The 19539-nt window shown below is 47.6% G+C and carries 13 protein-coding genes; 6 read left to right on the plus strand and 7 right to left on the minus strand.

What is annotated here, in order from left to right; all coding sequences use genetic code 11:
* Positions 1 to 4 precede the first annotated feature (4 nt).
* From ACXX82_RS02240 to smc, 7 genes are all read right to left on the minus strand, one after another.
* On the minus strand, positions 5 to 1132 hold the full coding sequence (locus ACXX82_RS02240; protein ID WP_322239628.1) for an alcohol dehydrogenase catalytic domain-containing protein: 1128 nt from the start codon (positions 1130 to 1132) through the stop codon (positions 5 to 7).
* A gap of 54 nt (positions 1133 to 1186) precedes the next feature.
* A complete protein-coding gene (locus ACXX82_RS02245; RefSeq protein ID WP_322239630.1) occupies positions 1187 to 2182 on the minus strand; it encodes an ABC transporter permease in 996 nt (331 codons plus the stop codon).
* Positions 2160 to 3659, minus strand: coding sequence for a sugar ABC transporter ATP-binding protein (locus ACXX82_RS02250; protein ID WP_458562309.1), 1500 nt, complete (start codon positions 3657 to 3659; stop codon positions 2160 to 2162). The genes ACXX82_RS02245 and ACXX82_RS02250 overlap by 23 nt, the downstream gene beginning before the upstream one ends.
* A 67-nt stretch (positions 3660 to 3726) precedes the next feature.
* Positions 3727 to 4614: an ABC transporter substrate-binding protein gene (locus ACXX82_RS02255; RefSeq protein WP_322239634.1), complete on the minus strand. Its 888-nt coding sequence runs from the start codon at positions 4612 to 4614 to the stop codon at positions 3727 to 3729.
* Between the two features lie 339 nt (positions 4615 to 4953).
* Positions 4954 to 5835: an AraC family transcriptional regulator gene (locus tag ACXX82_RS02260; protein ID WP_458562310.1), complete on the minus strand. Its 882-nt coding sequence runs from the start codon at positions 5833 to 5835 to the stop codon at positions 4954 to 4956.
* Positions 5836 to 7201: 1366 nt separating this feature from the next.
* Positions 7202 to 8365 (minus strand): cell division protein ZipA C-terminal FtsZ-binding domain-containing protein, encoded by a 1164-nt coding sequence (locus ACXX82_RS02265; RefSeq protein ID WP_322239639.1) that lies wholly within the window; start codon positions 8363 to 8365, stop codon positions 7202 to 7204.
* 635 nt (positions 8366 to 9000) lie between these two features.
* Positions 9001 to 12522: a chromosome segregation protein SMC gene (gene smc, locus ACXX82_RS02270; RefSeq protein WP_322239641.1), complete on the minus strand. Its 3522-nt coding sequence runs from the start codon at positions 12520 to 12522 to the stop codon at positions 9001 to 9003.
* A gap of 426 nt (positions 12523 to 12948) precedes the next feature.
* Between smc and dapC the strand changes: the two genes are divergently transcribed.
* The 6 genes from dapC (at position 12949) to prmB (ending at position 19372) form a co-directional block, all read left to right on the plus strand.
* Positions 12949 to 14160, plus strand: coding sequence for a succinyldiaminopimelate transaminase (dapC, locus tag ACXX82_RS02275; protein ID WP_458562311.1), 1212 nt, complete (start codon positions 12949 to 12951; stop codon positions 14158 to 14160).
* Between the two features lie 155 nt (positions 14161 to 14315).
* Positions 14316 to 15143: a 2,3,4,5-tetrahydropyridine-2,6-dicarboxylate N-succinyltransferase gene (dapD, locus tag ACXX82_RS02280; RefSeq protein WP_322239645.1), complete on the plus strand. Its 828-nt coding sequence runs from the start codon at positions 14316 to 14318 to the stop codon at positions 15141 to 15143.
* Between the two features lie 306 nt (positions 15144 to 15449).
* The gene (locus ACXX82_RS02285; protein WP_458562312.1) at positions 15450 to 16601 is read left to right on the plus strand and encodes a PilT/PilU family type 4a pilus ATPase; all 1152 of its coding nucleotides are present in this window, start codon (positions 15450 to 15452) and stop codon (positions 16599 to 16601) included.
* A 127-nt stretch (positions 16602 to 16728) separates the two neighbouring features.
* Positions 16729 to 17082 (plus strand): ArsC family reductase, encoded by a 354-nt coding sequence (locus ACXX82_RS02290; protein WP_458562313.1) that lies wholly within the window; start codon positions 16729 to 16731, stop codon positions 17080 to 17082.
* A 2-nt stretch (positions 17083 to 17084) separates the two neighbouring features.
* Positions 17085 to 18227 carry a succinyl-diaminopimelate desuccinylase gene (gene dapE / locus ACXX82_RS02295; protein WP_322239651.1) on the plus strand — a complete coding sequence of 381 codons (1143 nt, stop codon included), beginning with the start codon at positions 17085 to 17087 and terminating at the stop codon, positions 18225 to 18227.
* A gap of 260 nt (positions 18228 to 18487) precedes the next feature.
* Positions 18488 to 19372, plus strand: coding sequence for a 50S ribosomal protein L3 N(5)-glutamine methyltransferase (gene prmB, locus ACXX82_RS02300; RefSeq protein WP_322239653.1), 885 nt, complete (start codon positions 18488 to 18490; stop codon positions 19370 to 19372).
* The last annotated feature ends 167 nt before the right edge of the window (positions 19373 to 19539 follow it).

Consider the following 19539-nt stretch of genomic DNA (forward strand, 5'->3'; position numbering starts at 1 on the left):
TGCCTTAGGTAGACGTTGGTTTGAGCAGCACTTTGATCGAATCAAGCGAATTAGCAAGAGCGAATGCTTTTTCCCACTCATCCAGTGAAAAAGTGTGTGTAACTATACCTTCGGAAGTGACCAAACCTCGGTCAAACAAATCAATGGCAACCGGATAACAATACGGTCCCAGATGCGCGCCACGGATATCAAGCTCTTTACGGTCGCCGATAATTGACCAGTCAGCGCTCGTTTCCTTCCCGAACACACTAAATTCTACAAAACGGCCCAATTTTCGAATTAGCTCAAGACCCTGAGTGACACCGGCCGGCACGCCTGTCGTTTCAATATACACGTCACAACCATAGCTATCGGTAAGCGAATCAATAATCACCTTTGCATCATCGTCAGACGGGTTAATAACCATATCCGCGCCCATTTGCAGCGCCGCATTCAAGCGTTCGGGAACTAAATCAATGACCACCAATTTTTTAGGCGTTTTTAAACGTGCAACCTGTACCATCATCAAACCGAGTGGACCGGCGCCAGCAATGACGACTACATCATCAAACTGAATGTCTGCACGATTGATAGTATGAATAGCGCATGCCATCGGCTCAATCAAAGCCGCATCTTCCAACGACAGACTGTCTGGAATCTGATGCACGATCGCAGTCGGTGGAATACGCATGTAATCTGCCATTCCACCGTCTGCGACATCACGCTGGAAGCCGAAAATATTGTGCACTTCGCACATCCAATATTTTCCTGATTTACAGTATCGGCATTTCTCGCAAGGCACAATCTGTTCGGCAATAATACGGTCGCCGATCCTAACACCAAAATGTTCCTCCCCGCCCTCCCCCGCTGCAACTACGTAACCGAAAAACTCATGGCCAGGAACGACGGGGGGCTTAACCCACGATGGCTGTCCCTCACCACCCCAGAACATGGCTGCGCCAGAGTGGCACTTGCAGTCACTGGCGCAAATACCACAGGCTGCAATCTTGATCACCAGCTCTTTGTAGCCGGCAATCGGTCGCCTGATTTTTTGCAGTCGGTAATCCTTCGGCCCGTGGCAGACCACTGCTTGCATAGTATTTTTAAAGAATGTCACTTTTTCTGATTCAGCTTGAATTTTAGTTTCCCCCATGATTAATTCCATAAAATAGTTAACTGTATGATTGCCCACAGAGGACAATCAGGCTTATTTGCTTGCGCTGCGACTAATGTAAATAGCGAGCAGAATAATGACGCCCTTTATAATATTCTGGAGGTAAGGAGATACTCCCATCATATTCAGGCCATTGTTGAGTACGCCGAGCATCAATGCGCCAACCAACGTGCCGAGAATGGATCCGCGGCCGCCATTGATTGCGGTTCCTCCCATTACGACTGCCGCAATCGCATCAAGTTCGAACGAGACGCCCGCGTTAGGCTGACCGCTCATTAGTCGCGATGTCAGCACCAATCCGGCAATTGCCGCAGTAAAGCCACTAATCGCGTAGACCATAAGTTTGTAACGAGGAACACGCACACCACTTAACCGCGTGGCCTCCTCATTGCCACCGATCGCGTAGATGTAGCGACCAATCGGCGTGTGGTCAAGTACGATATAGGCAATAACGAACACCATTAACATGATCAAAATGGGCGTCTGGATGCCGGCGACACTGCCCCGACCGAAAAATTCAAACCAGTCAGGTAAGCCGCCAATCGGATAGCCACCGGTATAAATCAACGCCAGTCCACGGGCAATGCCCATCGTGGCGAGAGTAACAATAATCGGCGGCATCTTGGCATAGGCGACAAAAAAGCCATTTGCCATTCCAAACAGAATCCCCGCCACCAGTCCGATGAGGATAGCAAACACTGCCGGTATGCCTGCCACCATAAGACCAGCAGTGATCGTTCCGGTAAGCGCCATAACAGCCCCGACAGACAAATCGATACCACCGCTTAAAATCACGCACGTCATGCCGACCGCTATGATCGCGTTAATAGAAACTTGCCGCGCGATATTGACAAGATTAGCAGCAGACAGAAAGTCGTCAGTCGTGGCGGTCACAACCAGACAAACGAGAAGCAGCCCTACAAACGGAAAAAAGGCAGGAGATTTTTTTAGTTGTTCCAGTAGCCCTGTAAATGAATACGCAGGTTTTTCTGAAAAATGACGTGCATTAATGTTTACCGGTGGTTGCATTGCGCATTACCTCACTCGAATTGATAGAATCCGCCGCTAGCACTTTGACGATTGATCCTTGTTTGAATACCGCCACTCGATCACACATACCGATTATTTCTGGTAACTCTGAAGAAATCATGATGATCGAATAGCCGTGTAGCGTTAACTCCCGCATCAGACTATAAATTTCGGCCTTTGCCCCAACGTCAATGCCGCGTGTCGGCTCATCAAAAATAAGAATCTTGCAATGATGATTAAGCCAGCGAGCGATGACCACCTTCTGCTGGTTACCTCCGCTCAAGGTTGATACCAAAGCGTTCAAACTGGATGTTTTAACACCGACTTTGTCGATCATTAACTGGCTCGCGCAGCGCTCAGCAGTCCTATCGATCAAACAACCCTGACCCACGTATTTGCCTAAATTGTTGATAGATATATTGTCTTTAATACTGAAATCGATAATCAGGCCTTCGGATTTTCTACTCTCAGGCAAAAGACCGATACCACTTTCCAGAGCCTCGGCAGGGTCGCGCAAGGCAGCTAACACACCATTCACGTACACCGTCTTATGCGCGGTGGGATCGGCACCGATGACCGCACGCGCCAGTTCGGTGCGACCCGAACCGACCAGACCCGCAAAACCGAGAATTTCACCTTCGTAAAGGGTGAAGCTATTACTCGGCCCATCCTTATCGATGCGTACGTCCGTTGCCTCCAGCACCACGCGTTCAGAATACCGATGTACTGGCTTGGGCGGGAAGTTACTTTCTAGTTTCCGGCCTACCATCATCTCCACCAAACTATCGACATTGGAAGCTAACGTATCGACCATCCCCACGTATTTTCCATCGCGTAAAACAGTGATCCGATCACACACTTCAAATATTTCGTCCATGTGATGCGAGATAAAAATCATCGCCACGCCATCTTCTTTAAGATCACGCATAACGCTAAAAAGATGCTCTGCTTCCATGGGTGTGAGCGTCGCTGTGGGTTCGTCCAAAATAAGAATTTTGGCGTTTAATGCCAATGCTTTAGCTATCTCGACGAACTGCTGTTGGGCGATACTGAGTTTGCTAATATCGACAGAAAGGTTGATATTAATTTTCAGCTTATTAAATATCTGCTGCGCCTTTTGACGCATGCTTGCCTTTGATAGCAAACCAAACCCGTTCGTCAGCTCGCGCCCCAAAAAAATATTCTCCACGGCATTCAGATACGGCACCAAGCTGAATTCCTGAAAAATAATGGCGATGCCAGCACGGATTGCATCGTTATAACTATAAAAATTTTGTAGATTGCCATTCACAAAAATTTGACCATTATCAGGACGATAAATCCCACTGAGGACTTTCATCAAAGTTGACTTGCCGGCGCCGTTTTCGCCCAATAGGGCATGAATTTCTCCCTTATTAACAGACAAATTAATATCGGACAACGCCTTCACACCAGGAAAACTTTTTGAAACATTTTCCAATTTCAAAATCGTGTTCATTGTCGCCTCGCACAATCGATCAAAAATCAGAGCGCACTCTCACCATGACGTCGTGAGAGTGCGACGACTACCAACGGAATGTGTTAGCAGCGGCCTTATCCACCAACTTGACGTCAACCGGCACAGTGGGCGGCACGTTTGCTCCCCATTTTTTTGCTAATGCAATCGCGAGGGCCAGCCGTATCTGGTCGCGTGGATATTGCGCTGCGGTTGCAATAAATCGGGAGTTATTTTTTTGGATTGCCGCAATCGCTTCTGGTGCACCGTCCACGCTCACCAGCTTGACATCTTTGCCACTAGCTTCAATGGCCGATAGCGCGCCCATCGACCCAGTGTCATTAACGCTAAACATACCTTTTAGTGCGTGATTTGCTTGCAGGATGTTTTCAGTGACGGTCAGCGCCTGATCCCGCTCCTGCTTACCGTTCTGGATGGTAACAATCTTAATTCCGGCAAACTTTGACAATGCCGCCTTACAACCTCGCACCCGATCAAGAATCGGGACCACAGGAATCCCATCAAGAATCGCCACATCTCCACTGCCATTAAGACTCTTGGCAAGATAAGTGCAGGCCATCTGACCGGCATCGAAATTTTTGGACCCGACAAAAGAATCCACCGGACCGTCCGCATGCGCATCCACCGCTACCGTCACCACCCCCGCGGCGTGTGCAGACTTAACGGCTGATTGAATACCTACCGAATCGGTTGGGTTAATCAACAAGATATCGACCTTCTTCTGAATCATATCCTCGACATCACTAATTTGCTTGGAGACATCATGTCGGGCATCGGTCACTATCACCGTGGCGCCAATGCTGGCCGCAGCATCCATCAATCCTTGCTTCATGGTGACGAAATACGGATTATTTAATTCTTGAAAAGACATCCCGATTTTTAACGGTGCAGCTGAAGTTGATGGTGAAAAGGTTATTGCACAAAGTATTACTGTCATGCATAGCGCTAAATTTTTTTTGCAAATCATAACGATCTCCTCTGTTTTTTTATTTAAATGATGCCAATGAAACGGCATGAAATTCTGGTTTATAAAAAACTTCCCGATAACCAGGAAATCATGACTTTACTGGTAGAGCAATTGCAGCCCTTCCTGTCGCATATGTTTAAGATAAAATTCATAAAAATGCACCCTCCTAAAAGTTGAAAAACACTTTCACTAACGTCCCAGGACGCATCTCTGACCTCACATAACTCTTACTAAAAAAGAAGAGAAAAGAAAGAAAGATGAACGTTATTTACCCCCGGTCACTCAATTAATTCACCCGCACCCACCTCTTCAAGCTTTGTTGTAATTTGAAATTTTTATCTCGTCATATGCACGAAATTTAGATGGTGACATCCCTTTTTGGAGCAAAAACTGTCGATTAAAATTCGACACATTATTGAATCCAACTTTGAAGCAGATATCGGTGATGCTCAGTCGCCCATTCGTCAGTAACTCACAAGAACTCTTGATGCGTAGATGGTTGATGTAACTAACGAAAGTCATTCCAGTATGTTTGTGAAAAGCACGTGAGAAGGCGCTAACGCTCTGGCCTGTCAGGGCGGCGAGATCAGGCTCATGCAGTTCATTTGAAAAATTTTTACTGATATACCTTAAGGCGAGATCTATCTTCGATGTCGCAAAGACGTCCGGCTCGGATATGTATTCTGAACTCGCTAGCCGCTTGCGACCGGCATCGCGCGACAGTAGTTCTATTAAAGTTAGAAATAGCTGTACCCGTCGAAAACCATGTGCCTCAGTTAATTCCTGCATCAATGGCTGCGCTAACAAGCCAGTTTCTGGCTCGAATAATAAGCCGCTATGCGATTCTTTTAATAATCTTCTGAGATACCGCAGTTCTGGAAAAATTTTGATTATATTCAAGGCCAACGCACTAGGAAATTGCAGCACAAGACAACGTTGTTTCACCGTCTCGATGCCAGGTAATTCACTGACCCAGTTATGTGCAAGATTAGGCCCTATCATTACCAGGTTTCCCGGAACGAAGGTGCCAATATAATCGCCGACAAAAAATTTTCCCGTTGTGGCAGTCACGAGATGAATTTCGTACTCGGGATGGCGATGCCAGCGGACAGTCTTGTAAGGATAACCATGCGACCAAGCACGAAACGACTCATTACCGCCAAGATGCACAACTTCAATATCTGGCGCCATATCAGCACCCAACGCTAATCAGCATATCAGACCTCTGACGCCTGATTCATAGGGCATCTGGCAAACACACGTTTTTGATTTTTTAACGAGTTTTATTTTTATCCATAATTGGACTATGGATAATTCAAAAAGAAAAGCTGTCATTATTTTGTCCCCGCTGGTTGCACTGCGCTGATAGTCGTGCGACATACGGGATGTGCAAAAGGAAGTGCAAATCCCGCGGTCGAAACAGATCACGTCGTTATGGTTTATGTGACTTAGTCTAGATGCTCAATCTTTGAGGGACTACCAAAAAAAGTGCATGCCACGATACTTTTTTGCGATTATTTGACCCTTCACTTTTGAAGTCCGTAGTTCTAGCGAATCACTAAAGATTAAAAAAATTTGTTTTGAAAAATTATTAAGGCATATTTTTTGCCCTAAATCGGGATCGAATAAGCAAGTAATCTGTAGACAATGACCTCTAATGATTAGCGCTAAATACTGCTTCATCACCTCTGTAGACGTTAAGATTTATGAAAAAAGGATGTGACGTGGCACGATTTTTTTTGCCTCTTTTTTTGGACCGGATATGTGTAAGCGTAAGTCGGAAAAGTACACTTACGATGCAACTATAAATACGAGGTTGTGAACCGATATAGGACGCATCTTAAGATTTTTCTTAACTTGTGTTCACATCATCAAATCTATCAAACGAATGATCAGATTTTTTAAACTCATGTTGGATATATATAATCCAGGCCAAAAGAGACCGACACATTAAGAAATAAAGTAATCGTGAATGACAAATCTGCATAGTCTGAGCGTGACCAGCAAAGCAGGATATGAACAATAATAAACACCAAAAATATAGGTGAGATTGGACGCATCTGCGCAAGAAGGTTGTGTATATTTATTGCAGGAGCGATGGCGGAGGAGTTGTGGCGTCACATCAAAAAAACATGACGAAGGCTAGCATTTCATCGATCATCACGGACTAAAAGCGGTGATTGAAAAATGGAATGCAGGCGTGACTATCGGCTACTTTGATGAAGGAATATCAGCGGTCACCTCGGCAGAATTGATGGGTGAAATTCGACAGTAAATTTCTAATCTGATTTTCCGAGTACAAGGTACGAATAGCTAAAGATGGCGCAAGAAGAGATGCCGACGGATGCGTCAGTCTCATGTTTCAAGCGCCGGGACATATATACTACCCAACCGCACCACCCGGCTACATCCGTCGGTCACCCAGAGTAATACTAAGGCGGTACGATTATGTATCCATATGTTGAAGCGCAACTGCAACTATTTAAATCTAGCTAGTAGATATTTCAAATTCGATATCGAATAGCTGAAGTCACGACAAAAACTTACGGCAGAAAAATTAACTAAACAAACGCAAAGCGCGCGTGGAACCTGCTGGAATTTCGGCACCGTCCATGTCGAGATAGAACGCATCCACCTGACCAGCGATTTCTGATAATTGCATGTCTGCCAGTGGCTGATTACTGTCATCCACCACCACACCGCTTAAACGCGATGCGAGCGAGCGAGCGCAGGCGACCATCGCACCATAACCATCGCGTGACTGAGAAACGCGTGGAACGTCGAGTAAAAGTGTCAGACGCGCCGTTGTTTCGCTGGTTGCACTGGCATTTATCGACAGCGAGAACAACACCCCGCCATCGCCATCCGACATAATCAGACGACCTTCCGGGCGGGCATCAAAGCCTTGTCGGGTCAAAGCCGACATCAGCGTCGTTACTGCCCAAGGCGCCCCTTTGGACTGAATATTCACACCCAACTGAGCATCATGTTCAATCACGAATTGATGTAATGCGCGTGCGCCTTGCATCACTTCGGTCATATCAGGAATGTCCGGTTCAGCTCCAAGATCGTCGCATATCTGACGTAAACTTATTACCAATTCAGAATATTCAATCTCGTTCAATGGGTTACTACGATTCGCCATCTGTACACCAGCCATCAACGATTTGTAGATGCCGCCATGTGCAATCGGCTCCCATTCGCCATGACTATCTTCACCTATATAATTAACCGGTTTGTTGCCGACATAGCGCAAATTTTGGAGGACTGGCAAAATCTTATCGCCGCGCACCGGGGCTTCCAACGAAAGTGGAATCACGCAATCAATCAAGCCATCGACAGGTAATTCAATTTGCGGGGGAGCAACGGTCTTTACCATCACCGCCTCCAATCCTGCGACTTCTTCCGCTGCAGACGGCGCGGTCATTTGGCCCTGCGGTTCAATTGCCAATTGCTCTGCAGTCAATTCAATATTATCTTGTGGAATATCGTATGGCACCGATCCGTCGGGTGTGGCTTCTGGAGTAAACAATACGGGCTCATGTCGCTCTGATCGCTCAGACGGAGCCGCTGGCGGTGTCATCAAGACGTCGTCATGTGACGTGGAGAATGCCCGTTCAACACTTTTCTTGGCCTTATATTCTTGCCATTTATTATAAGAGACGACGCCAACAATAATGACACCGCCTATGACGAACAGACTGGTTTGTAGATCGGTCATGCTACTAAGGCCTCGAAAGCGAACATACTGGCAAATACAACGGTGCCGGAGTACGCGCAAATAACGGTTGAAATAGGGAGCTAGTCATGTCCACTGCCCGCAGTCTGGACAGTGATCCCAGGCGGCAATAAGTCTGCGGTAAATTCAGTGGCAGCATAAACTAACGAATAAGTTAATAGTAAATAAGTAATAAGTGGTTAGCAACGGGCGACCAAATTGTTATCGAAGTGGTCCAGATGAAGCAAACAATTCGAAATTAAACCTAAAAAGAGGCGATAAGAAATAAATCGTCTGCCATGATCATCATCTTCAGCCAACCGATTTTGTCTTCATAAACCTAATTTTCACAATGAATTCGAATTTTGCAATAGTGCATCTACCAATGCATCTACCAATCCATCATTATCAATAAATGTAAGAATAACGCCTACTGTTATTGAATATATTTCATTAACTTTCTTAATTACCGCGGATTAAGTCGGTTATACAGCCGAAGTGACATGACCAATCCCCAAAAAGCCTTTGTCGGACACAAGAATTCAGCTAGTGTTCCCAAAAAGTCATCATTTCGGTATTCTTCATAATGACGGCATAATCACGCGATAACAAATGAAAGACAACATTTCCATTCATCATCAAGCTACAGTCGCAAAGCTTCTGGCGGACTCCATATCCACCGCCACAATGCGCGAAACGCCCTGTTCTTGCATCGTTACGCCAATCAATTGATTCGCCATCTCCATCGCAATTTTGTTATGAGAGATGAACAAAAACTGCGTATGTTCAGACATGCGCTTCACCATATTGCAGAAGCGCTCAGTATTGGCGTCATCCAACGGCGCATCAACTTCGTCTAGTAAACAAAATGGTGCCGGATTCAGTTGGAACATTGAGAACACCAGCGCTGTCGCTGTCAGCGCTTTTTCACCGCCCGACAACAGATGGATCGTGGCGTTCTTCTTGCCCGGCGGTTGTGCCATCACTTGTACGCCGGAATCAAGAATCTCGTCGCCGGTCATAATCAGCTTAGCCTGGCCGCCGCCAAACAAGATCGGGAACAGTTCAGCAAAGTGGCCATTTACCCGATCAAACGTATCCTGCAACAATTCACGTGTTTCAATATCGATCTTGTGAATCGCATCTTGTAGTGTGTTGATCGCTTCAGTCAGGTCAGCATTTTGCGCATCGAGAAAATTCTTACGCTCGGAAGCCTGCGCCAACTCATCCAAGGCCGCCAGATTGACGGCACCCAATCCAGCTATCGCATTCGTCAGCCGGGTGACTTCACCTTGCAAATAAGACGGACGCAAATCGTCATGCAACTTTTCGCTCAATGCGACTTCATCTGCGCCAAACTCGACCAGTTGCTGTGCGTATTGCTCTTGGCTCAAACGTGCAGCCTGTTCCTTCAACTGTACTTCCATAATGCGGTCCCGCTGTGGTTGCAAGCTGCGTTCCGCCTGTGTCCGCGTGTCTTCGTGCTGCCGCAAGTTTTGCGATACCTGATCCAACTCGTGCCGTGCATCGGCCAAGGCACGTTCCTGATCCGTGCGCTTGTCCAGCAAGTCTTGCAAACCGGTTTGCGCGGCCTGATCGTCCAGACTCTCTAACTCCAGATGGCCTTGCTGCATATTCGCAAACAACTGCGCCGCTTGTTCCAGTGCAGTAGAAATACTGCGCTTTAATTCTTCGATTTTGTTGCGATGTGACTTTTCAGCGTATTCAGTTTCCTGCGCGCTGCGTTCCAGTTCGCGCAGGCGTTGGCGGGCATCGTTGAGTTGTTGCTCTTTATTAAGATAGTCGGTTTGGCCATCCTCATGCTTTTCCTGCAACTCGCCCAACTCAGCATCGAGTTGTTCAAACTTCGCCTCAGATTCCATCTTAATTTGCTGTTGCTCGTTTTCCTGAGCGGCAATTTCGGCCAGATCGGTCGCGATTTGTGAACTGCGCTGATTGAATCGTTCTTGCAATTCGGAGAGTTTCATCACGTCAATCTGCAAGCTATGCACCGCTTGCGTGAGAGCGTTATGACGAAGGCGCAACTCTTGTAGACGTTGCGTCGCTTGCGTTAACGCCGCCTCAGCGCGTACCGAGCGCGAGCGCGCTTCGTCGGCCAGCATTTGCTGCGCCCGCAATTGTTTGGTGATGTTTTCAATCTCTTGCTGGCGCGCCAACATTCCGTCCTGCTCCGAATCGGAAGCATAGAACCGCACGCTGGTTTTACTAATCACGTGCCCTTGGCGGGTCACAAAACAAGCGCCTACCGGCAATTTGCTACGTTCGGCAAACGCCGTTACGGTGTCGTCTGCCACAAATACGTTGTGCAACCAATCTTGCATTAATGCGCGCAAGCCCGGATCGTTGAGCTGCATCAAATTCAGAAAGGGCTTAAAACCGGCTGGAACGGGGACGCTGCTTTCTGATGCTATCCCGCTAGGCGTGAATAATGCGAGTTTCCCTGGAGGCGCATCGTTAAAAAAGCCTTTGGCCCAGTCCAGATTCGACATTTCCAGGGCAGATGTACGCTCGCGCAAAACCGATTCGAGTGCAGTTTCCCAGCCTTGATCGATGTGCAGCTTTTGCCATAGACGTGGCAACTCGGCAAGCTCATGCTTTTGCAACCATGGCTGCACCTTGCCCTGACTCTGCACGCTTTCCTGCAATTGCTTTAGCGCCGTCAGACGGGCTTCTAATTGCGCATTGTTTGCAGTTTCGGTATTCACCTGCTGCTGTGCGGTGCGCCGCTCTTCTTCAAGACGCGGTTGTTGCTCTTGCGCCTCTTCCAGCTGCATGCTGACCTCTTCCAGCCCAGCCTGCTTTTCTTCGAGCTGCATTTTGAGGTTGGTCAAATGCGTGGTGTCTGGCAAGTTCAGTCCACTTTTTTCCTGCGACAAGCGCTCGCGGCGACCGGTCAGGCCATTCAAAATATTCGAGGCGTTACGCTGATGCGTTGATTCCAGCTCGATTTGCTGCTGGAATTGCATGATTTTGGCGCGTGACTCTGTAGTTTTGAGTTGCGCCTCACGCCATAATTGTTCCAGTGCCGGCACGTGATCACTATGCTGTTGCGCGGTAACTTGCGATTGCTCTACGCGGGCGGCCAACTCTTCAAGGTGAATCTCTGCTTCCGACAAATCATCCTGGTGCTGCGTGCTTTGGCGTTGCCATTGGTCGCGCTGCGCGGTCAATGAATTGAGTTGCGACTGAAGGCGATTGCGCGATTCGATAACAAATTTGATTTGCGCTTCCAGACTGCCGATTTCAGAATTGGTCTGATACAAATGGCCCTGCGCCTGATGCATACGGTCACCCGCTGCATAGTGCGATTGCCGCATATGCTCAAGTTCTGTTTCAACATGCCGCAATTTGGCAGTTTGCTCTTCTAAATCTGTCTGCGCTTTTTCGATCTCGCGGAAAAATTTTTCTTGCTCGGCTTTGGCTTCGTTCTTGCGCAATAACCACAACAATTTTTGTTTTTCTTCCTGATCACCTTGCAATGCATGGAATTTATGCGCAACAGCCGCTTGCGCCTCTAATTTTTCGAGGTTACTGTTCAACTCCCGCAGAATATCTTCCACGCGCAAAAGATTGTCGCGGGTGTCGTTCAGCCGATTTTCAGTTTCACGGCGGCGCTCCTTATATTTAGACACGCCCGCGGCTTCTTCCAGGAAAATCCGTAATTCTTCAGGCCGCGCTTCAATAATGCGGGAAATCATCCCTTGTCCAATAATCGCGTAGGCGCGTGGTCCCAAACCCGTACCCATGAAAATATCCTGGATATCGCGACGTCGAACTGATTGATTATTGATGTAATAAGTAGACGTTCCGTCGCGCGTCAGCGTACGCTTAACCGCAATTTCAGCATATTGGCCCCATTGTCCGCTGGCTTTGCCCATCCCGTTATCAAAAACGAGCTCCACAGACGAGCGACCCGCAGGCTTACGATGTGACGAGCCATTAAAAATGACGTCCTGCATCGACTCACCGCGCAACTCGGAAGCTTTGGATTCACCCAAAACCCAGCGCACGGCATCAATAATATTGGATTTTCCGCAACCATTCGGACCGACTACACCGACCAGTTGGCCAGGAACCTGAAAATTGGTTGGATCAACGAAAGACTTGAATCCCGCTAATTTAATGGAAGTTAGACGCACGTTATTGACTATTCTTATCAAAGTCGGCGAATACAGCGCCGCCGCATTCAAAATGCATAAAAGCGAGAAAAATCTCGCAAAGGATCAGCATCATAACATTCGACGTGACCTCCGTTGACGCGGAAAAGGTCAAAAATAGTGATAACCCATACAATCGTAAAGAGGCAATAGTTGGAGGGTGACTCTAACGTAGTAAAAACCTGTCTTCCACACCGCCTTAAATCATTTTATTTAATAGCCATTAAGGAACAAAGTACGCTAAAGATTGCACCAAAGGAAATATTTCTTCAAGTTTATAACCAATACTCCACACACTACCCCCGCTTATTTGCCTCTGTGTATTTAGTTCTGTGTATTTACTTCTGTATATAATGCGAAATACGCTTTTTTGCCTTACGAATCCTTTTTCTGCCATTTAAAATCTCCGTGAATCCACTACTAGACCAGTTGCAGCCTTATCCATTTGAAAAACTGCGGATGCTCTTTTCCGACGTCACCCCAAATACAGCCTATAAACCGATCAGCCTCGGGATCGGTGAGCCTAAGCATCCGACGCCAGCTTTTATACGGCAAGCGCTAGCAGACAATCTGGACGGTCTCGCCAGTTATCCGAGCACAGCCGGAAGCGAAGCCCTACGGCAATCAATCGCAGGATGGTTAGAACGCCGCTATAACTTGCCCGCGCTCAACGCTACTACGCAAATCCTCCCAGTTAGCGGCTCTCGAGAAGCCTTGTTCGCCTTGGCACAAACCGTCGTGGACCCCTCTGATCGTGATGCATTGGTCATGTGCCCCAATCCGTTTTATCAAATTTACGAAGGCGCAGCGTATTTGTCGGGCGCGCAACCGTATTTTGTTAATTCAGACGCAAATCGCAACTTTGCGCCGGATTACAGCAACGTGCCGGAAAATGTCTGGGCGCGCGTTAAACTCCTTTATTTGTGTTCGCCGGGTAATCCAACAGGTGCGGTACTGACTCTGGACGACTGGAAAGAACTGTTTGCGCTCTCAGATCGTTATGGATTTATCATCGCCGCCGACGAGTGTTACTCAGAAATATATTTCAAACCGGAAGCGCCACTCGGCAGCCTGGAAGCAGCACATCGTTTAGGACGCGATGGCTACCCGCGCCTGATCACGTTCTCCAGCTTATCCAAACGCTCCAATGTACCGGGCATGCGCTCAGGCTTTGTCGCTGGCGACGCCGCGATTTTGAAGAAGTTCTTGCTATATCGCACCTATCACGGTGCTGCGATGAGCCCTTCTGTGCAATCAGCCTCGATAGCCGCCTGGAACGACGAAACCCATGTTGCAGAAAATCGTGCAAAATACATCACCAAATTTCAGCAAGTGACACCATTGTTGCAAGAGGTATTGGACGTATCGCTCCCTGACGCGGGATTTTACTTATGGGCTAAAGTCGATAAATGCACTACGCTTTCAGATGTCGACTTCGCCAAGTGCCTGTATGCCGAATATAATGTCACGGTCTTACCGGGAAGCTATCTTGCCCGTGATGCACATGGCATCAATCCAGGTCAACAGCGTATTCGAATGGCACTGGTCGCAGAAGTCGACGAATGCCTTGAGGCGGCACATCGCATTGTTAAATTCGTTCACGGTTTACAAAACCAATAAACGTACCAAATTTGTTCACCACTGGTAGTGACTGTCGATAACGACTAATAAGTACAATCATCAATAGTAGTAGTCAATAGTCACCCACGGCGTCTGAGCGCTTTTCACACACATCGTGTTTAATAACATTTTTTTAACTTTTAACTGACAAAATCATGACTCAATCTCTAGAACAATTTATTGACCAAGCCTGGGAACAGCGCACTGAATTCTCACCTAAAACGGCCCCTTCCGACCTGCGCGCAGCGGTCGCGAAAGTGATCGCCGAGTTAAATCAAGGTACCTTGCGCGTCGCTGAAAAAATCGACGGCAACTGGATTGTTAATCAGTGGATCAAAAAGGCCGTGCTGTTGTCATTCCGCCTGGAAGACAACATGCCGATGCCTGCAGGTGAAAATATGCAATTCTATGACAAGGTTCCGACCAAATTTGCGAACTACACAGCGGATGATTTCGCCAAAGGCGGTTTCCGCGTGGTGCCACCGGCGGTCGCACGTCACGGTAGCTTCATCGGCAAAAACGTCGTTCTGATGCCTTCTTTTGTCAACATCGGCGCATATGTCGACGAAGGCACGATGGTTGATGCTTGGGCAACGGTTGGCTCTTGCGCCCAAATTGGTAAAAACGTCCACCTGTCCGGCGGCGTTGGTATTGGTGGTGTTCTGGAGCCTATGCAAGCCAATCCGACCATTATTGAAGACAATTGCTTCATCGGTGCGCGATCGGAAATCGTCGAAGGCGTCGTAGTTGAAGAAAACTCAGTCATTTCGATGGGCGTCTATATCGGTCAATCAACCAAAATTTATGACCGCGCAACGGGCGAAGTAACTTACGGCCGCATTCCGTCGGGCTCAGTCGTCGTTTCTGGCAACCTGCCATCCGCCGATGGCAAATACAGTCTGTATTGCGCTGTTATCGTTAAACGTGTGGATGCAAAAACACGTGCAAAAACAGCTATTAACGAACTACTACGCGACGCTTAATAAGTAACGCAAAATAAATAAGCCTCGGAACCAACGTGTGCACTGGTTCCGTTTCTTATTTTAAATATAAATTTACCACTTAGTTTTGTTGATATTTTTTGCTTATTTCGTGATTATTCAATCCAGACCGAACACCATAAAGCAAAATTGAAACTAAAGTGACTTGTTTAGGACTTACTCAAAATTGTCCCAGCAACGGGCTTGCCAACTCTGTCGATGCAGACAGTAGCGACTTTGGCTAGAAACGCACAAAGCCGCTGGGGCGATTTTGCGTAAGTCCTGACACCTATTTTTTGAGGAACCCTTATGGCAATGGATCGCTTGTTCCGTCTGATGCAGGAAAAAGAAGCATCGGATATGTTCCTGACCATCAACTCGGCAATCCACCTTAAGATTAAAGGTCAGTTGGTACCGATCAATCAGCAAAAAATGGATAAGGCAACCATTCTTCTGCTATTGAACGAAGTTGTGCCGGTCGCGCGGTTGCAAGAGCTGGAACGCGATAAAGAACTGAATATGGGTTTACACATCAGCGGAATCGGTAGTTTCCGACTGTCGGTATTCAAGCAACGCGGCAATATCTCCGCAGTTATTCGTTATGTTCCATTCGACATTCCGGCGTTTGAAGGTCTTGGCTTGCCCCCCGTTCTGATGGAACTAATCAACCGCAAACGCGGTTTGCTCCTTGTCGTTGGTGCCTGCGGCTCAGGCAAATCGACGACAATTGCATCAATGCTGGACTATCGCAATAAAACCCAGGCCGGTCACATTCTGACGCTCGAAGATCCGATTGAATTTTTATTCAAGAATGAGCGCTCGATCGTCAATCAACGTGAGCTCGGAATTGATACCGACAATCTCGACGTTGCACTCAAAAACGCTTTACGGCAGGCCCCCGATTGTATTTTGATCGGAGAAATCCGCGACAGAGAAACGATGTCAGCGGCACTTGCCTATGCCCAATCAGGCCACTTGGTGGTGTCAACGTTGCATGCAAATAATAGTTACCGCGCTTTAAATCGGATGATCGGCTTTTTCCCTCTGGAAAATCGTGCAACCTTGCTTGAAGATCTGGCATCAACATTAACTGCCATCGTGTCGCAACGGCTGGTCAACACAACAGACGATAAACGTACGCCAGCGGTTGAGATTATGCTCAACACCAGGCATATATCTGAGCTAATGGAAGATGGAAAAATCGGTCAGATTAAAGATGCCATGGAAAAAAGTATGGCGCCAGGCTCACAGACCTTTGAGCAAGCACTGATGCGATTGATCGAAGAAGGTATCATTACGCAAGAAGAAGCACTTTCTCAAGCCGATTCCCCTAGCAATTTATACTGGCTCATCAGCAACGCCAGTGACAATGGCGCTGCGTCCAAAAAAACAAACACCGTACCACCTTCTCCAGATAAAGGCGAAGGCCCGACCTACACTGAGTTTACGCTTGATTTATAGCAATCTTTAAAGGTTTAGCAGCGGAGCCGATATATATCGCCTTATAGCCAGCTCCGTGCGCAGCTAAAGCGCACGTTGCTTCGATTTATACTCATCGTCCATATCACTCAAAAGAATGTAACCTCGCATGGCAATTACCCTTTATGGCATCCCGAATTGCGACACAGTTAAAAAAGCCCGCACCTGGCTTGAAGATCAAGAGATCGCCTACACGTTTCATAATTTTAAAAAAGATGGCGTCAGCGTCGCCCTGATCAACACATGGCTCGCCGATATCCCCTGGGACGTGCTGGTGAATCGCAAAGGCACAATCTGGCGCAATCTATCTAACCAGCGCCGCGCCAGCATTACCGACAGTATCAGTGCGACGCCTTTGATGATGGAGTTCCCTTCCGTTATCAAGCGGCCGGTATTATTTACTGGCAAAAACACCTACGTCGGCTTTTCCGACGCGCTTTATCAACAGATTTTTAATCAATAACTATGTCAAATACCGTCGTCAGCAAAACCCTTGCACTTGCAGAGGAGTTGATCTCCTTATCTTCCGTCACACCACAGGACAAAGGATGTCAGGACCGTCTGATCGAACTCCTTTCTCCGCTTGGCTTTGTCTGCGAAACGATTCAGTCTGGTGATGTCACCAATCTCTGGGCCCGTAAAGGCACCACGCAACCATTACTGGTGTTTGCTGGTCACACAGATGTAGTGCCAACTGGTCCACGTGACCAATGGCAATCAGACCCCTTTCTGCCCAGCCATCGTGATGGCAAATTATATGGACGTGGTGCCGCCGACATGAAAACCTCGATTGCCGCCATGGTGGTGGCAGTCGAAGAGTTTACGCTGGCCCATCCAAATCATTCCGGCTCTATAGGTTTTTTGATTACCAGTGATGAAGAAGGTCCTGCCACCGACGGGACCGTGGTGGTCTGCGAAAAGTTAAAAGCCCGCGGTGAACAGCTCGATTATTGTATCGTCGGCGAACCGACTTCCAGCGGTGAACTCGGCGATATGATCAAAAATGGCCGACGCGGGACGATGTCAGGCAAGCTCATCATCAAAGGCGTGCAAGGCCACATCGCTTATCCGCACTTGGCTAAAAATCCACTCCACCTGGCGATGCCAGCACTAGCGGAGTTAGCTGCGGAAAAGTGGGATGACGCTAACGAGTACTATTTGCCAACTTCTTGGCAAATGTCAAACATTCACGGTGGAACCGGTGCATCAAACGTCATTCCTGGCGAAATGGTCATTGATTTCAATTTTCGCTTTTCAACAGCCAGTACGGTAGAAGACCTGCAACAGCGCGTCCAAGCGATTCTAGACAAACATGCACTCGAATACTCGCTGGCGTGGATTATCGGCGGTCGCCCATTTTTGACACCACGTGGCGCATTGAGCGCGGCTTTAGCATCTGCCATCAAGGCAGAAACCGGGATTGAAACCGAATTATCGACAACTGGGGGGACTTCTGATGGACGTTTTATTGCGCAAATCTGTCCTCAAGTCATCGAATTTGGTCCCCCTAATGGCAGCATTCACAAAATCGATGAACACATTGAAGTGCGCTTTATCGATCCATTGAAAAATATCTATCGTAAGACGCTCGAAAATCTGCTGCCGTAATTTGCTGCCGTAATCCGGTATGCAATCGCCTTGTCGTTAGAGCGACAAGGCGATGAACTCACCTCCTCCCAGCTAAATACAATCACGACCAAAACATTGGCATTCAAGATGTCGCCTTTTATTTACGTTTTGTATGCGATTAATCGGATCTTTCTGCTCAACGCTTTCATATAGAACGGCAGCGAGAAATACACATCAATAGTCGACCAACATTGCGCCTCTTCTTCTCGTCAGCGCTCATAACATCTATAATCCGTCCCATGACACCCAATTCTTTCGCCACCATCCGCGATTTGCTGCGCTACGCAGTCACTCGCTTTAACACCGAAGCACTATTCTTTGGCCACGGCAGCAGCACAGCCCTAGACGAAGCCGCCTATCTGATCCTGCATACATTAAAGCTGCCACTCGATAAAATCGAGCCGTTTTTTGACGCGCGATTGTTGCAGCAAGAAGTGGACACAGTGCTACGCGTCATCGAACGCCGCAGCACTGACCGCGTTCCCGCCGCTTACATCACGCAAGAAGCATGGCTCGGCGATTACCGCTTTTATGTTGATGAAAGGGTGATCGTTCCACGGTCGTTTATTGCTGAACTGATTCCCGATTTCTTTTCGCCATGGGTTCAAAATCCCGCAGCAGTCACCAATATCCTGGAATTGTGCACCGGTTCTGGCTGCTTGCCGATCATGTTGGCGGATGCCTTTGGCAACGCGCATGTTGACACTGCTGACATTTCTGCCGATGCGTTGGCGGTAGCGCGGCGCAATGTAGACGATTACGACTTGCAAGATCGGATCACTCTCATCGAATCTGATTTGTATACCAACGTACCTGACAAAAAATATGACCTGATCGTTACCAATCCGCCGTACGTTAATACTGGCTCAATGGGTAAGTTACCGAGAGAATATCTGGCGGAACCGCAGATTGCTTTAGCTGGCGGTAGTGACGGAATGGATTTAGTGCGTACAATCGTGGCTGGTGCAAAACAACGCCTGACCAAAAACGGTGTGTTGATCGTGGAAATCGGTAACGAACGCGCATTTGCCGAAGCAGCATTCCCTGATATGGAAATGACATGGGTATCGACCAGCGCGGGCGATGACATGGTGTTTTTATTAACAGCCGATCAGCTGCCTTAACAACAAGAAGATGCCAGAATTTAGGCAAATTGATAAAAGCGCCTTATCATAGGCGCTTTCTTTTTTAGGGAAGCACGCTAAAAGTGGCAGGAAGGGTTAAATATCCGACGATTTTGGGTTTTTAATAGTCTTTCCTGACTTACTGAAGATTCAATCAATGATTGACC

The sequence above is a fragment of the Glaciimonas sp. GNP009 genome, from assembly GCF_054343755.1.

What these genes read in the sequence shown, in the direction of transcription:
- dapD (WP_322239645.1), top strand. Translation starts at nt 14,316, where the DNA reads ATGACTCAATCTCTAGAACAATTTATTGACCAAGCCTGGGAACAGCGC.
- ACXX82_RS02250 (WP_458562309.1), bottom strand. Translation starts at nt 3,659, where the DNA reads ATGAACACGATTTTGAAATTGGAAAATGTTTCAAAAAGTTTTCCTGGT.
- ACXX82_RS02240 (WP_322239628.1), bottom strand. Translation starts at nt 1,132, where the DNA reads ATGGGGGAAACTAAAATTCAAGCTGAATCAGAAAAAGTGACATTCTTT.
- prmB (WP_322239653.1), top strand. Translation starts at nt 18,488, where the DNA reads ATGACACCCAATTCTTTCGCCACCATCCGCGATTTGCTGCGCTACGCA.
- ACXX82_RS02285 (WP_458562312.1), top strand. Translation starts at nt 15,450, where the DNA reads ATGGCAATGGATCGCTTGTTCCGTCTGATGCAGGAAAAAGAAGCATCG.
- dapE (WP_322239651.1), top strand. Translation starts at nt 17,085, where the DNA reads ATGTCAAATACCGTCGTCAGCAAAACCCTTGCACTTGCAGAGGAGTTG.
- ACXX82_RS02290 (WP_458562313.1), top strand. Translation starts at nt 16,729, where the DNA reads ATGGCAATTACCCTTTATGGCATCCCGAATTGCGACACAGTTAAAAAA.
- ACXX82_RS02265 (WP_322239639.1), bottom strand. Translation starts at nt 8,365, where the DNA reads ATGACCGATCTACAAACCAGTCTGTTCGTCATAGGCGGTGTCATTATT.
- ACXX82_RS02255 (WP_322239634.1), bottom strand. Translation starts at nt 4,614, where the DNA reads ATGACAGTAATACTTTGTGCAATAACCTTTTCACCATCAACTTCAGCT.
- ACXX82_RS02260 (WP_458562310.1), bottom strand. Translation starts at nt 5,835, where the DNA reads ATGGCGCCAGATATTGAAGTTGTGCATCTTGGCGGTAATGAGTCGTTT.
- ACXX82_RS02245 (WP_322239630.1), bottom strand. Translation starts at nt 2,182, where the DNA reads ATGCAACCACCGGTAAACATTAATGCACGTCATTTTTCAGAAAAACCT.